Genomic DNA, 15,179 nt, shown 5'->3' with positions numbered 1-15,179 from the left:
ATGACTGTTCTGACCTCGACCAAAGGCCAGAAAGGCCTGCCGCGCTACTTTGGCCCGGCTTTCGATGTGATCTCGCGTTTGCAAAACGGGCGGCTGGATTTCCGTCTGCCCGATGGACGCACCTTCCGGGCCGAGGGGGCCAAACCCGGCCCCGTCGTGCTGATCGAGGTTCACAACACCGATGTGTTTGCCCGCCTGATCCGCGAGGGCGATCTGGGGTTCTGCGAAGCCTATCTGGACGGCTGGTGGTCGACACCCGACCTATTGGCGTTCATGGATCTGGTCCAGACCGACAACAGCCAAGTCTATGACTCCTTCCCGGGCATGGGGCTGGTGCGGGCCTATGAACGGCTGCGGTTTTGGCTGCAATCCAACAGCAAGCGTCAAGCGCGCAAGAACATCAGCTATCATTACGACCTTGGCAACGATTTCTACAGCCTGTGGCTGGATGAAAGCATGACCTATTCCTCGGCCCTGTACAAAACCGGGCAGGAAAGTCTGGAAAAGGCGCAAGAGCAGAAATACGCCTCGATGGTCGATCTGATGGGGGCCAAGCCGGGCGATCACGTGCTGGAGATCGGCTGCGGCTGGGGCGGGTTTGCCGAATATGCGGCCGCCAAGCGCGGGTTGCGGGTGACCTGCCTGACGATCAGCGAAGAGCAGTACAAATACGCGGTGGACCGGATGGCCAAGGCGGGCCTGTCGGACCGGGTCGAGATCAAGCTGCAGGACTATCGCGACGAGACCGGGGTATATGACGGCATTGCCAGCATCGAAATGTTCGAAGCGGTCGGAGAGAAGTACTGGCCGATCTACTTTGACACCGTGCTGAAGCGTCTGCGCCCAGGCAAGAACGCCACCTTGCAGATCATCACCATCGCCGACCATCGGTTTGAAACCTATCGCAAATCGGTCGATTTTATCCAGAAGTACATCTTCCCCGGCGGCATGCTGCCGTCGCCTTCCGTGCTGCGGCGCGAGGTGGAGCGGGCGGGGCTGAAGGTGCTGGGCTCCATCGAGATCGGCAAGAGCTACAGCACGACCCTGCGGCGCTGGCACGAAACCTTCAACGCCCGCTGGGGCGAGGTGGCGTCACTGGGTTTTGATGACCGCTTCCGCCGGATGTGGAATTTCTACCTGACCTCTTGCGCAGGCGCCTTCGAGGGCGGAAACTGCGACGTAACGCAAATCACGATTGCCCGCCCGGCGGTTTGAGCCGGGCAAAGCACCGCTTCCGGACGCTTGTGCCGGGCGAAAGGAGACGATGCCAACCGCCTCGAAACTGGTTTCCGCCGTGGCCTTTGCCCTTGTGGCGCTATGGGCCACCGTCGCCTATATCCCGCAGCTTCCCGAAGGCACAGACGTGGGATACCTGCGCGAAATCATGGTGGCGCTTGGTCTGCTGATCGGGTGGCGGTCGCTTGGACGTGATGCCGGGCGCGGCTATGGGGAGTCGGTCGGCTACGGCCTTCGTACCTCGATCCTGCTGGTGTTTTGGGCCTTGCTGGGATTTTCTGTCTATACGATGCTGCTGCGTTCCACCCGGCAAATCTACCGGGCTGATGTGGGCAAGGCGCTTTTGGATGTGCCCAGCATCATGCTGGATTATGGCCGTCTTATGATGGTGCAGGATGTGCTGGTGGCACTTGCCGTGGGCGGCCTTTTGGCCGGGCTGGTCGCCGAATGGACGGCGCGGCGCTGGAGTTGACGATGACATCACGTGTTTTTCTGGCGGGATTGGCCGCAGAGGCCAGTCTGCTGCGCTTGATCCTTGGCGACCGAATGGAGACAACACCCGTGCAGGCGGAAGGGCTGGCGCTGGTGGAGTCGGCAGAGGGCCCTTGGCCCGTAGCGCAAGTCGCCGCGACGGGCGCGGTCGATGGGCTCGTGCTGGTCCTTGACGCTGAACCGGCAGCGCGGCTGGACTTCGTTCTGCGGGGGCTCGGCCTTTTGCCGGTGCCCTTGGCCGCCCTTTCGGCGCAGACCTATGTCGGCCCGGGCCAACCCGGCCTAACTCATGTGGCCGCCTCGGTTCTGGCCGTGGTCGAGGCGCTGGTCGCTGACATTCTGACGCTTCAGGGCCATGCCAGCCCAGAGATCATCCATCGCCGTCTTTATCTGATGATGGTGCGCGCAGCCTCGGGCCTGCGCGCGGCGTCCGAGGTGCGCCCGACCACGCTGCGCCATCATGCCAGTGCCGAAGATATGGTCGTCGTCGCGCACCGTCAGCCCTATGCCTTCTTCTTTGCGATGGAAGAATACGATGTGGCGTGGCGCAAGTTCGACGGCACGCTTGGCGCGCCCGTCACCCGTGCCGCCTTCATCACCGGCGATGCGGTGACCGTGCTGCCCTATGATCCCTTGCGTGACCGCGTGCTGGTGGTCGAGCAATACCGCGCCGGACCGATGTCGCGCGGTGACCGGCAGTGCTGGCAGATCGAGGGGATCGCCGGCCGTGTCGACCCGTTCGAGACGCCTGAACACGCTGCTCGCCGCGAAGCGGTAGAGGAAGCAGGTCTGACCCTGACCGATCTGGAACGCGTCGCGGGCTATTATCCCAGCACCGGGGCCGTCAGCGAGTACCTTTATTCCTACGTTGCACTCACCGACCTGCCCGACGGCAGTGCCGGTGTCTTTGGTCTGGAAAGCGAGGCCGAGGATATTCGCGGCCATCTGATCTCCTTCGATCGGCTGATGGAGATGCTGGCGAGCGGCGAGATCATGAATGCCCCGCTGGTGATCACTGCCCTGTGGCTGCAACGGGAGCGCCCCCGCCTGCGACAAAGCCGGCACCGCGCGTAACTTGGGCATATTGCCCACCCTGCCTTGTCCCGGCGTTTGGCCGGGTTCAACCGGTGCTGGCTCGGTCTTGTGACGCTGCGCCAGCGTCAGGCTGTGCCGCCCCCGGCAGAGGTGTTTGGCAAAGAGCAAATCGGAAGAGATGCTCTTTGCCCTCTGTGGGGTCAGAGCGCCAGGCTGACCCACGCGCCGTTGCGCTTGGAGGAGCGCACGCAGGCATCCACGAAGGCGACACCTTCAAGCCCCTCTTTCAGGCCGGGGAAGGTCACCGCGGCATCCAGCGCGTTGCCATCTCGTCGGGCGACGATGGCGCGGGCGGCCTCGGCGTAGATATTGGCGAAGCCTTCCAGATAGCCTTCCGGATGGCCGGCAGGAATGCGGGTCAGACGCGCGGCTGCCTCTCCCGTGCCCGGACCACCCCGGGTCAGGCGGTATTTCGGTTTGCCCAACGGGGCGACCCAAAGGTAATTCGGGTTCTCCTGCTCCCACTCGATCCCGGCCTTGGTGCCGAAGATCCGCAGCCGAAGACCATTTTCCTGACCGGAAGCGACTTGGCTGCACCACAGCGTGCCGCGCGCGCCCGAGGTATAGCGCATCATCACATGGCCGTTGTCATCGACGCGGCGGCCCGGGACGAAGCTTTGCAGGTCAGCCGCAAGTTCTTGCAGCGTCAACCCGGTGACGAAATTGGCAAGGTTGAAGGCGTGGGTGCCGATGTCGCCGGTGGAGCCGCCCGCACCTGACCGGGCCGGGTCGGTGCGCCAGTCGGCCTGCTTCTGGCCTGAAGCTTCCAGCGGCTCGGCCAGCCAGTCCTGAATATACTCGACATTGACAAGACGAATGTCACCCAACTCGCCCGATGCGATCAGCTCACGCGCCTGACGGATCATCGGATAGCCGGTGTAATTGTGGGTCAGCGCGAACACGACGCCCGAGTCTTCCGCCGCCTTGGCCAACTTTTTCGCTTCGGGCAGGGTGGCGGTCAGCGGTTTGTCGCAGATCACGTGGATGCCGCGCTTCAGGAACTCCAACGCCACCGGGGCGTGCATGTGGTTCGGGGTGACGATGGCCACGGCCTCGATCCCGTCCTTGCGGCGGGCCTCTTTCTTGGCCATCTCGGCGTAGGAGCTATAGCTGCGCGCCACGCCCAGATCGGCCGCGGAGGCAGCACTTTTGTCGGGGTCCGAGGAAAAGGCGCCGGCGACCAGGTCAAATTGGTCGTCGATGCGGCTGGCAATGCGGTGGACGGCGCCGATGAAGGCGCCGCGTCCGCCGCCAACCATTCCAAGGCGGATGCGGGGGGCGCGGGCAACGTGAGCGGCTGTGATGGCCATGAAGTTCTCCTATTCGGTCCAGACCTGACGGATCAGGCCGATGGCTTCGGTGACAAGATCAATCTCAGAAGTGAAAAGCGGACGCCAGATCTTCGTGGCGGCGGCGATGTCTGGCAAGGCCTGGCCAAAGGCCTCGACGCTGATCCAGTGATCATAGCCTGCGGCCTTCAGGGCGCGCAGGGCGGGACGGATCGCGGCGTGGCCACGCCCCGGTATGCCCCGGTCGTTTTCCGAGACGTGGAAATGGCCGACGGCGGACAAGGTGGCCTGCAACGCGGCGATGGGGTCACGTTCCTCGATGTTGGCGTGGAAGGTGTCATAAAGGAAGCCGTAGTTCGGTCGGTTGACGTCGGCCACCAGCCGCGCAGCATCCGCGGCGAGGTTCAGGGCGTAGCACTCAAACCTGTTCAGCGGTTCGATTGCCAATCTGATCAGCCCCGCCGTGTCTGCCATGGCGCGCTGGCTTTCCACCATGCGCGCCCATTCCTCGGCGGTTATCCCAGCACCGGAAAACTGCGCCAAGGGCTGATGAAACGGCCCGGCGATGACTTCGGCGCCAAGGGCCGCCGCGCAATCCACCAGCCAGCGCAGATGCGCCGCGCCAGCCGACCGTTCGCCGGCATCGTTCGACAAAGGGTCCGCCCCCGGCACCAGCGTGCCTGCCACTGCACAGGCCAGCCCTTCGTCGGCCACCATCCGGCCAATCACCGCGTACTCCGCCGGAGCGCCTGCAAAAACCGGCACCTCGACCCCATCATAGCCCATGGCCTTGAGGCGGCGCAGCACCGGCACATGCTCCCGCGCCAGACGCGAGGTCCACAACAGCAGGTTGACCCCGATCTTCACGCGGTTCGCCCCTTCATTCAGGCCCAAATATCCCGGGGGTCCGGGGGCTGGCCCCCGGCTTGTCAGTCAAGGCCCAGCATCCGGCGATTGGCGGCGCGGTCGGTTCCTGCATCGGCGAAATCGTCAAACGCCTTCTCGGTCACCCGGATGATATGCGCTGCAACAAAATCTGCGCCCTCGCGCGCGCCGTCTTCGGGGTGTTTCAGGCAGCATTCCCACTCCACCACGGCCCAGCCCGAGAAGTCGTGCTGCGTCAGCTTCGAGAAGATCGCGCCGAAATCCACCTGTCCATCGCCCGGAGAGCGGAAGCGTCCGGCCCGGTTCACCCAAGGCTGGAAGCCGCCATAAACCCCCTGCCGACCGGTCGGATTGAACTCGGCATCCTTGACGTGGAACATCTTGATGCGGTCATGGTAGATGTCGATATGATCAAGGTAATCAAGGCATTGCAGGACGTAGTGGCTGGGATCGTACAGCATGTTGGCCCGGGCGTGGCCCTTGACGCGCTCAAGGAACATTTCAAACGTCACGCCATCGTGCAGGTCCTCGCCGGGATGGATTTCGTAGGCTACGTCCACGCCGCAGTCTTCGGCATGGTTCAGGATCGGCAGCCAGCGGCGGGCAAGTTCGTCGAACGCTTCTTCCACCAGACCGGCGGGGCGCTGCGGCCAGGGGTAAAGGTAGGGCCAGGCCAAAGCGCCCGAGAAGGTGGCGTGTTCGGTCAGGCCAAGGTTCTTTGACGCGCTCAGCGCCTTTTTCACCTGATCGACCGCCCATTCCTGACGCGCCTTTGGATTGCCGCGCACACCCGGGGCCGCAAAGCCATCAAACTGCGTGTCATAGGCCGGATGCACGGCAACCAGCTGGCCCTGCAGGTGGGTCGAAAGCTCGGTGATCTGGACGCCGTTGTCGGCGGCGACCCCCTTGATGTGATCGCAATAGGTCTTGGAACTGGCCGCCTTCTCCAGGTCGAACAGCCGTCCGTCCCAGCTGGGCACCTGCACCCCGACATAGCCGCAGTCGGCCGCCCATTTGGTGATGCCGTCCCAAGTGTTGAACGGCGCCGCATCGCCTGCGAACTGCGCCAGAAACAGCGCCGGTCCTTTGATGGTCTTCATGTGATGTCTCCTGTCGGAAGGCTGTTTTTCGGCCCGTCTTGCTGCAAGCCGTCGTCGGCGTGGGTGGGGCGCTCCAGAAACTGGCCCTGTTCGGGGGCGCGGCGTTCGATGGCGGCCATCAGGGCGCGGGCAATGAAGGTGCCGGCGTGGCCAACATCCTCTTTGACAACGATGATCCCACGCCGGAAGCGGTGCAGGAAATTGATCGCCTCTTTCGAGACGATGTCGAAATCATGCACGATGCGCAGCCCTGTGTTTTCAGCGCCCGCCACCGCTGCCATCGCCGAAGTGGTTGATCCGCAGACGATCCCGTCAATCTTCGGCAGACGCGACATCCGCCCTGTGACAAAGGCCTCGACGGCCGCGGCTCCCGAATCGCTGCTCACGTCGTCGGCGACTTCGAATGTGGCCCCCAGCAAGGCGGCCTCGTCGGCAAACCCGGTGATCATGTGACCCGCATAGGAATGCGCACGCGGCGGCGGTATCAGCAGCAGTCGATTGCGGCCGCGCTTGACCAGTTCGCGCACACTCAGACGCCCGAATTCCTCGTTATCGAAGTCGAAATAGGGGTGGTTCAGCCCCATGTCGGTGCGGCCATGGGTGACAAAGGGAAAGCCATGTTCGGCCAGATACCGCACACGCGGATCGTCGGGCTTGGTCTGGTTCAAGACAACACCATCGGCGGACCCGGTTTCAACGATATACCGGATCGGGTCCATCGGGTCCTGGTCGGGAAAGAAGGGCGTCACGACCAGATGGTAGGCCGTGCCGCGCAGCGCTTCTGCGATGGAGTAGAGCAGCTTGGACGTGTGGTTCATCACATCCGCCTCCGTCGACAAGGTCAGGGCGATGACATTGGTCTTGCCCGTTCGCAGGCGCACCCCGGCGCGGTTTGGTCGATAGCCCAGCCGTTCCGCCGTTTCGCGGACCCGCTTCTTGGTCTCCTCGCCGATGTCGGGCGCATCTTTCAGGGCGCGCGATACGGTGGCGATGGCCAGACCGGTTTCGGCCGCGATGGTTTTGAGGGTGGGGCGCTCCGAATCACCGGGCGGCAATGAAACTCCAGTCACCATGCGCCTCCCCGGGTGGAACGGATCGCCGCGCGAATCACCGGGCGCTGCAACATCACCTTGCAATCGCCGCCGTGACCGCGCGCGGTCCTGCCGCCAACCCTGTGCCGCATCGCAGCGCCGGTGTCGAGAGCAACAGGCCAGCGCCCGGCAACCCCCCCGAAAGAGAGGGAGATGGCTGTTGTTGCAGTGCAGAAATTCCGGGGCGGAGTCATGGGGATGAGGGTGGTCCGAAGAGGGAAGAAAACGGGCCTTTCGACCCGACGTTCGCCCCCATTGAACGCCCGCAAAAAGGACAGCCGCAAGCGAAAAGATTACTTGATCGAAAAATCTATAACGTTATAGGATCGGCCTATAACGATTTAGAAACGGGGAGGAGACCCTAATGAAAGCGTTTACTATGGCAGCGGTTCTGGCTGCTACCGTGGCTTTGCCGGGTGTTGGCATGGCTACAGATCTTGAAGTGACCCACTGGTGGACCTCTGGTGGTGAAGCCGCCGCTGTGGCCGAATTTGCCAAGGCCTTCGATGCCACCGGCAACAAATGGGTCGATGGCGCCATCGCCGGTTCGGGTGACGTGGCTCGCCCGATCATCATCTCCCGCATCATGGGCGGCAACCCGATGGGTGCCACCCAGCTGAACCCGGGCAAAGATGCCGACGAAATGATCAAGGCCGGTCTGCTGCAAGACATCACCGACCTCGCAACCAAGGAAGACTGGGCCCACACCCTGCGTCCGAAGTCGCAGCTCGACTCTTGCACCGTGGATGGCAAAGTCTATTGCGTTCCGGTCAACCTGCACTCCGCCCAGTGGATGTGGACCAACCGCAAGGTCTTCACCGACCTTGGCATGACCCCGCCGAAAGACTTCAACGAACTGGTGGCTGACGCCCCGGCCCTGCAGAAAGCCGGCATCCAGCCGCTGTCGCTGGCCCAAGGCTGGCCGGTTGGTCTGATGGTGCAGGACATTACCGTCGCCATCGCCGGTGTTGACAACTTCGTCAAGGTCTACAAGGACCGTGATCTGGGCATCGCAGGTGGCCCGGAATTCCTCAAGGTGTTCCAAGCTGTTGCGGCGGCCCGTTCGCTGGCTCCGGCTGACAAGATGGTGCCGCAGTGGAACGAAGCCGTTGGCCTCGTCATCCAGGGCAAAGCCGCTGCCAACATCATGGGCGACTGGGCGGGTGGTGAGTTCACCGTGGCTGGCATGGTTGCCGGCAAGGACTACGACTGCCTTCCGGGCCTGGGTGTGACCCCGGTTCTGAACACCGGCGGCGACGTGTTCTACTTCCCCAAGAACGCCGACCCGGCGATCACCAAGGCCCAGCTTGAACTGGCCCACACTCTGGTGACCAAGGAAACCCAGCTGGCCTTCAACCTCAAGAAGGGCTCGCTGCCGATCCGCGCTGACGTTGATATCTCGGCCGCTTCGGACTGCATGAAGAAGGGTCTGGAAATCCTCGACCACTCGACCGCCGTGTTCCCGAACGACATCCAGATGCTGGACCGCGACTCGCTGAACCAAATCTCTGACCTGATGAACGAGTTCTTCTCGAACCCGGACATGAAGCCGGAAGACGCACAAGCCAAGTTCGTCGACATCATCAAGAACGCACCGAAATAAGACCTTCGGTCGTCTGAGTGAAGAAGCAGGTCCGGCAACTCTGACGGGTGGCCGGGCCTGTCTCTTGGAACGTGTCGCAATGGAGAACAGGAACCGATGAACCAGGTGTCATCCGGAGGCATGGCCAGCCCCGCGCAGGTCAACAAGAACAGGCCCTCGGCCTTCGTTTCAATCGCCGTGATCCTTCTGATCGAAATAGCTCTTTTCGTTTTATGGACCACCTACCAGAACGCCGCACTGCCGCTGTTGATGACACTTGTGGCGCTGCCATTGCTGTTCTCCGTCTATGACGCCATCTGGGGCATCAAGAACCGCAGCGCCAAGCTGGCGGCCGGTCCGATGATGCTGATTGTCGCTGGTGTCTTTGTTGGCGGAACCATCTGGACGGTGCTGTTCTCCTTCACCAACATCCTGATCGTGCCGATCTTCACGCCGTCGGATTGGATCAAGGGCTTTGTCGGCTTTGCCAACTACAAGCGCCTGTTCAACACCGACCGCTGGATGAACTGCCCCGGGCTGACCCATATAGGGCAGGCTGACTGGACGCCCACCTGCATGGGGGCGCTGCCCAACGTTGTGACCTATGCCATTCTGGCCATCGTGATCTCGATGACCTTCGGCTTCATTCTCGCGGTGCTGATGGATCAGAAGATCCGCGCCGAGGGGATGTTCCGCACCATTTTCCTGTATCCCTTCGCGCTGTCCTTCATCGTGACCGGCCACGTCTGGGCCTGGATCATGTCACCGGAGTACGGCATTCAGGCCTCGGTCCGCGCCATGGGCTGGACCTCGTTCAAGTTCGACTGGATCGCCGATCGTCACATGGTGATGTATGCCATCGTCGTGGCGGGCATCTGGCAAGGCACCGGCCTGGTCATGGCCCTGATGCTGGCGGGTCTGCGCGGCATCGACGAAGACATCTGGAAGGCCGCCAAGGTGGATGGCATCCCGGCCTGGCGCACCTATCTGCAAATTGTTCTGCCGATGATGAAGCCGGTTCTGGTCACCACTTTCGTGATCGTGGCTTCGGGTGCCGTGCGGATCTATGACCTTGTGGTGGCGCTGACCGACGGCGGCCCCGGCATCTCGTCCGACGTGCCGACCCGTTATGTCTACGGCTACTTTTCGTCCAACCTCGCCCAGTCGCTGTCCGCCTCGACGGTCATGCTGACGGCCATGGCCGTTGTCCTGATCCCGTGGATCCGGATGGAATTCGGCAAGAAATCGCAGTCCTGAGGAGCATGATCATGGCTGACACAACCTCCTCGCTGCGCAGTTCCTCTTCGGGCCCGTCTGGCGCCAAACCCAAACCCTTTGTGACCTGGGAAAGGGCGATCGTTTACGGCTGCCTGATCGGCTGCGCGCTGTTCTTCCTGTTCCCGCTTTACATCATGATCATCACCTCGTTGAAAAACATCGAGGAAATCCGCAGCGGCAACATCTTCATCCCGACGATGACCCCAACCCTGGACGCTTGGGAGAAGGCCTGGAATTCGGCCTGCACCGGTCTTTACTGCGAGGGCATCAAGGTCGGCTTCTGGAACTCGGTCAAGATCACCGTGCCCTCCACGGTGGTGTCGATCCTGGTGGCCTCGCTGACCGGCTATTCGCTGGCCAACTGGCCCTTCAAATTCTCGGAAGGCTTCTTTTCGGTTCTGCTCCTGTCGTCCTTCATCCCCTACATCGTCATGGTCTATCCTCTGGTGATCATCACCCGCTATCTGGGCATTTTCTCGACCCTGCCGGCGGTGATCCTGGTCCATACGATCTTTGGCCTGCCGCTGCTGACGCTGCTGTTCCGCAACTACTTCGCCTCGCTTCCGGCAGAGTTGTTCAAGGCGGCGCGGGTGGACGGCGCGGGCTACTGGCAGATCTTCTTCCTGGTCTTCGCCCCGATGTCGATGCCGATCTTCACCGTCGCGGTGATCCTGCAGGTCACCGGCATCTGGAACGACTTCCTGTTCGGCGTGATCTACGCAGGGCCCACCAATTATCCGATGACGGTGCAATTGAACAACATCGTCAACTCGGCCACCGGCGGCAAAGCCTATAACGTCGACATGGCCGCCACGATCCTGACCGGTCTGGTCCCGCTCGCCATCTACTTCATCTCCGGCAAATACTTCGTGCGCGGCATCGCAGCCGGCGCCGTCAAGGGTTGATCTCATGCACTCAGTCTCTGTCCAAAACCTCACCCTGAAGTTCGGCTCTGCTGAAGTTCTCAAGAACCTCAACCTCGATGTGTCGGAAGGCGAGTTCATCGTGCTTTTGGGCCCGTCGGGCTGCGGCAAGTCCACGCTTCTGAACTGCCTTGCGGGCCTTCTGGAGCTGTCTGAAGGCCAGATATGGATCAAGGGCAAGAACGTCACCTGGGCCGAACCGTCCGAGCGCGGCATCGGCATGGTGTTCCAGTCCTATGCGCTTTATCCGCAGATGACCGTGCGCGGGAACCTGTCGTTCGGCCTGAAGATCGCCGGCATGGCCAAGGATGACATCGAAAAGCGCGTGCAACGGGCTTCGGAAATCCTGCAGATCGGCCCACTTCTGGACCGCAAGCCGGGGGCTCTGTCCGGCGGTCAGCGCCAGCGCGTGGCCATCGGGCGCGCCTTGGTGCGCGACGTGGACGTCTTCCTGTTTGACGAACCCCTGTCCAACCTGGACGCCAAGCTGCGCTCGGAACTGCGGGTGGAATTGAAGCGTCTGCACAACCGCCTGAAGAACACGATGATCTACGTGACCCACGACCAGATCGAGGCGCTGACTTTGGCCGACCGCATCGCCATCATGCGCGGCGGCATCATCCAGCAACTGGACGAACCGCACACCATCTACAACCGCCCGACCAACCTGTTTGTGGCAGGCTTCATCGGCAGCCCGGCGATGAACTTCATAAAAGGGGCCACCGTCAACGGCGGCACGGCATTCCAGTTCGGCAATGTCTCGCTGGATCTGGCGGGCTACGAAGGCGGTGCCATCATGGACCGTCCCAAGGCCATCATCGGCCTGCGACCCGAGCATCTGGCCATCGTGGATGCCGCCATTCCTGGCCAGACCATCCCGGCCGTGGTGGAAATCGACGAGCCGATGGGCGCGGACTCGCTTGTCTGGCTGGAGGTCGAGGGCAAGCAGGTCTCGGTCCGCGTGCCGTTCGAGCATCGCCCGCAGGCCGGCACCCATGTTCATCTGAAGGTGGACATTGCCAAGGCCTCGCTTTTTGACGAAACCAGCGAACAGCGGATCTGATCATGCTGAACCTAGCCGGGGACTGGTCGCTTTCGCAGGAAAGCGGAGAAAACGCGGTCACCTTTGCGCTCCCCGGTGACGGGATTGACGCCCTGTTCAAGGCGGGCGTCATCCCTGACCCGTACTTTGGCCGCAACGAATATGGCCTGCGCTGGATCTGCAACCGAACCTGGGTGGCGACGCGCAGTTTCGAGGTGGACCGGACCGATCTGGTGCTGGTGGCCTCCATGCTGGACACGCTGGTGACGGTGGCGGTCAATGGGGTTACGGTTCTGACCTCGGACAACATGTTCCTCAGCCACCGCGTCGATCTGTCGTCGGTGCTCAAGCCCGGCACCAACCAGATCAGCCTGACCTTTGGCAACATCGTGGCCGAGGCCAAGCGGCGGCAGGACGCCTACCGCTATTTCGTGCCTTTCTCAGCCAACAACACGCCGATCCACAACGGCAACATGGTTCGCAAACCCTCTTGCGACTTCGGTTGGGATTGGAATATCGCCCTTGCGACCTTCGGGGTCTATGGCGACCTTTTCCTGGAACCGATAGCCGACACGCGCATCGACCACCTTGTCATCACCCAAACCCACACGCCGGGCCGGGCAGTTGTCTCGGTGGCCGCCTATGTCGAGGGTGAGGATGGTGCCGAAGTTTCCTTCTCGCTCTGCGGCGTCTATGCCCGTGCGGTGGTCAAACGCGGCGTTGCGACCGCCGTTCTGCCGGTTGACGACCCCAAACTCTGGTGGCCCGCAGGGCAGGGCGCCCAGCCGTTGCATGACCTGGCAGTGTCCTTGGGCAAACAAACCCTGCACCGCCGCATCGGCCTGCGCTCTGCCGAACTGGTGACCGAGAAAGACGCCACCGGCCTTGGCTTCAAGGTCCGCATCAACGGGCGCGACATCTTCTGCAAGGGCGCCAACTGGATCCCCGCCGATGCCTTGGCAGGCCGCATCAACGAGGCTGACACCCGCGGCCTGCTGCAATCGTCCGTCGATGCCAACATGAACATGATCCGCATCTGGGGCGGCGGGCGGTATGAGCCGACGTGGTTCTATGACCTCTGCGACGAACTGGGCCTGATGATCTGGCAGGACTTCATGTTCTCTTGCCACATCTATCCGGCCGATGACGCCTTCCTGACCCAAGTCGCCGAAGAGGTGCGCCAGAACGCCCTGCGCATGCACCACCACGCCGCGATGACGATCTGGTGCGGCGACAACGAACTGATCGGCGCGCTGACCTGGTTCCCCGAAACCCGCGCCAACCGTGACCAATACCTTGTGGGCTACGACCGCCTGAACCGCACGATCGAGCAGGCGCTGAAGGCGGCGGTTCCGGGTGCCGTCTGGTGGCCCTCCAGCCCCTCGCCCGGCCCGATGGATTTCGGCGACACCTGGCATGACGACAAGAAGGGCGACATGCACTTCTGGTCGGTCTGGCACGAGGGGCGCGACTTCGACCACTACCGCGATGTTTCTCCGCGCTTCTGTTCCGAGTTCGGCTTCCAGTCCTACCCTTCCATGGACATCATCCGGAAATTCGCGGACCCGAAGGATTTCAACATCGCGGCCCCCGTGATGGAAAGCCACCAGAAGAACGCCGGTGGCAACGCCCGCATCGCGGAAACGATGTTCCGCTACTTCCGCTTCCCGACCAATTTTGAAAACTTCGTCTACCTCAGCCAAGTCCAGCAGGGCCTTGCCATCAAGACGGCTGTCACCCATTGGCGCAGCCTCAAGCCGCATTGCATGGGCACGCTGATCTGGCAGCTCAATGACACATGGCCTGTGTGTTCCTGGGCGAGCCTCGATCACGGCGGCGGCTGGAAGTTGCTGCATCACATGGCAAAAGCCTTTTACGCGCCGGTCTTCGTTTCGGCGGTTCCGGCGGCCGGCATGGTCGAACTGCGCGCCGTCAACGACCTTGACCATGACATCACCCTGACCGTCACCGCCCACGCGGTGGCCATGGATGGCAAGACAAGAGAGTTGGCGACCCAGACCCTTGGCGTCGGTGCCTCGGCCGCTGTCGCGATGTCGGTTCAGGTCGCCGGGGATGAGATGCTGGCCTACACTTGGGCCGACACCACGGGCGTTCACACGGGGGGCGATCATTTTGCGCCCAAGCCCTACAAACTCTATGACCTCGTCCCTGCGAACCTCACCCATCAGGTGAGAAACCTTGGCCAAGCTTATGAAATCAAAGTATCATCTGACGCGCTGGCCCTGTTCCTCGCGCTTGAGGCCGATCAACCCGGCCGCTTCTCGCACAACGCTTTCACGCTGTTCCCGGGCACGCCCGCGACCGTGACCTTCACCCCAGCCTCCCTCGGCGAGCCGCCGCGCTTTACCTTGCGCGACCTGCACTCGGCCACCTACTGAAAAGGACACCACATGATCGCCTATCAGCTTTATTCCTCTCGCAAGTTCCCGCCTTTGGCGGACACCGCCAAAATGCTGGCCGAGGTGGGTCTGACTGGGACCGAGGGGTTCGGCGGCCTTTACGCCGACGCCGCCTCGCTTGCGGCAACCGCAGCCGCCCTGAAGGCGGCGGGTCTGAGCATGAAGACCGGCCACTTCGGGTTGTCGCAGGTGGAAGACACCCCGGATTGGTCGCTGGAAGTGGCCAAGACCCTTGGAATTGAACGGATCTACGTCCCCCACATCATGCCGGACCAGCGCCCGACCGATGGCGCAGGCTGGCGTGCCTTCGGCGCCCGGCTGCAAAAGGCCGGCGCCCCGTTCCGCGCGGCCGGGATCGGTTTTGGCTGGCACAACCACGACTTCGAGTTCAAAGCACAGGCCGATGGGTCGATCCCCGAGGCTTCGATCCTGGAGGGCGGCCCGCTGCTGGAGGTGGAGCTGGACGTGGCTTGGGTGATCCGTGGCGGGTCTGACCCCCTCGCGTGGATCAGCAAATACGCTGGGCGCATCACCGCGGCCCACGTCAAGGACATCGCACCCAAGGGCGAGAATGTGAATGAGGATGGCTGGGCGGATGTCGGCTACGGCACCGTTGACTGGAAGACCATCCACGCCGCCCTGAAGGCCGCTGGCTGCAAACATTTCGTGCTGGAGCATGACAACCCCTCGGACGATCGCCGCTTTGCCACGCGCGCCTTCGCCACTCTGAAATCCCTCTAAGATCT

The 15,179-nt window shown here is 62.4% G+C and carries 13 protein-coding genes; 9 read left to right on the top strand and 4 right to left on the bottom strand.

Translation table 11 applies throughout. The annotated features are described in order from the left end of the window. The 3 genes from AC1Y2B_RS07125 to AC1Y2B_RS07115 are packed head-to-tail and all read left to right on the top strand — an operon-like array spanning nt 1 to nt 2,802. Nucleotides 1–1,215: a class I SAM-dependent methyltransferase gene (locus AC1Y2B_RS07125; protein ID WP_482252378.1), complete on the top strand. Its 1,215-nt coding sequence runs from the start codon at nt 1–3 to the stop codon at nt 1,213–1,215. Nucleotides 1,216–1,264: 49 nt separating this feature from the next. After that, entirely contained in the window at nt 1,265–1,708 is a 444-nt protein-coding gene (locus AC1Y2B_RS07120; protein WP_482252377.1) for a TrgA family protein, read from the top strand. 2 nt (nt 1,709–1,710) lie between these two features. Then, the gene (locus tag AC1Y2B_RS07115; protein WP_482252376.1) at nt 1,711–2,802 is read left to right on the top strand and encodes an NUDIX domain-containing protein; all 1,092 of its coding nucleotides are present in this window, start codon (nt 1,711–1,713) and stop codon (nt 2,800–2,802) included. Nucleotides 2,803–2,963: 161 nt separating this feature from the next. Here AC1Y2B_RS07115 and AC1Y2B_RS07110 read toward each other — a convergent pair whose 3' ends face one another. The 4 genes from AC1Y2B_RS07110 to AC1Y2B_RS07095 all read right to left on the bottom strand — a co-directional run bounded on the left by AC1Y2B_RS07110 (nt 2,964) and on the right by AC1Y2B_RS07095 (nt 7,170). Continuing rightward, nucleotides 2,964–4,133, bottom strand: a complete 1,170-nt coding sequence (locus tag AC1Y2B_RS07110; protein WP_482252375.1) for a Gfo/Idh/MocA family protein — start codon at nt 4,131–4,133, stop codon at nt 2,964–2,966. Between the two features lie 9 nt (nt 4,134–4,142). Next, nucleotides 4,143–4,979, bottom strand: a complete 837-nt coding sequence (locus AC1Y2B_RS07105) for a sugar phosphate isomerase/epimerase family protein (RefSeq protein ID WP_482252374.1) — start codon at nt 4,977–4,979, stop codon at nt 4,143–4,145. Between the two features lie 62 nt (nt 4,980–5,041). Beyond that, on the bottom strand, nt 5,042–6,097 hold the full coding sequence (locus tag AC1Y2B_RS07100; protein ID WP_482252373.1) for a sugar phosphate isomerase/epimerase family protein: 1,056 nt from the start codon (nt 6,095–6,097) through the stop codon (nt 5,042–5,044). Continuing rightward, nucleotides 6,094–7,170: a LacI family DNA-binding transcriptional regulator gene (locus tag AC1Y2B_RS07095; RefSeq protein ID WP_482252372.1), complete on the bottom strand. Its 1,077-nt coding sequence runs from the start codon at nt 7,168–7,170 to the stop codon at nt 6,094–6,096. The genes AC1Y2B_RS07100 and AC1Y2B_RS07095 overlap by 4 nt, the downstream gene beginning before the upstream one ends. A 382-nt stretch (nt 7,171–7,552) precedes the next feature. Here AC1Y2B_RS07095 and AC1Y2B_RS07090 point away from each other — a divergent pair, with 382 nt between their 5' ends. The 6 genes from AC1Y2B_RS07090 to AC1Y2B_RS07065 all read left to right on the top strand — a co-directional run bounded on the left by AC1Y2B_RS07090 (nt 7,553) and on the right by AC1Y2B_RS07065 (nt 15,174). Next, nucleotides 7,553–8,791 carry an ABC transporter substrate-binding protein gene (locus AC1Y2B_RS07090; protein WP_482252371.1) on the top strand — a complete coding sequence of 413 codons (1,239 nt, stop codon included), beginning with the start codon at nt 7,553–7,555 and terminating at the stop codon, nt 8,789–8,791. A 96-nt stretch (nt 8,792–8,887) separates the two neighbouring features. After that, nucleotides 8,888–10,027 (top strand): carbohydrate ABC transporter permease, encoded by a 1,140-nt coding sequence (locus AC1Y2B_RS07085; RefSeq protein ID WP_482252370.1) that lies wholly within the window; start codon nt 8,888–8,890, stop codon nt 10,025–10,027. An 11-nt stretch (nt 10,028–10,038) separates the two neighbouring features. Then, on the top strand, nt 10,039–10,953 hold the full coding sequence (locus tag AC1Y2B_RS07080) for a carbohydrate ABC transporter permease (RefSeq protein ID WP_482252369.1): 915 nt from the start codon (nt 10,039–10,041) through the stop codon (nt 10,951–10,953). A gap of 4 nt (nt 10,954–10,957) precedes the next feature. Next, nucleotides 10,958–12,034 carry an ABC transporter ATP-binding protein gene (locus AC1Y2B_RS07075; protein WP_482252368.1) on the top strand — a complete coding sequence of 359 codons (1,077 nt, stop codon included), beginning with the start codon at nt 10,958–10,960 and terminating at the stop codon, nt 12,032–12,034. A 2-nt stretch (nt 12,035–12,036) separates the two neighbouring features. After that, nucleotides 12,037–14,412, top strand: coding sequence for a beta-mannosidase (locus AC1Y2B_RS07070; protein WP_482252367.1), 2,376 nt, complete (start codon nt 12,037–12,039; stop codon nt 14,410–14,412). 12 nt (nt 14,413–14,424) lie between these two features. Beyond that, nucleotides 14,425–15,174, top strand: coding sequence for a sugar phosphate isomerase/epimerase family protein (locus tag AC1Y2B_RS07065; protein WP_482252366.1), 750 nt, complete (start codon nt 14,425–14,427; stop codon nt 15,172–15,174). Nucleotides 15,175–15,179: the final 5 nt, after the last annotated feature.

Source organism: Stagnihabitans sp. (assembly GCF_964946895.1).
This window is presented reverse-complemented; position numbering and strand designations above follow the sequence as displayed.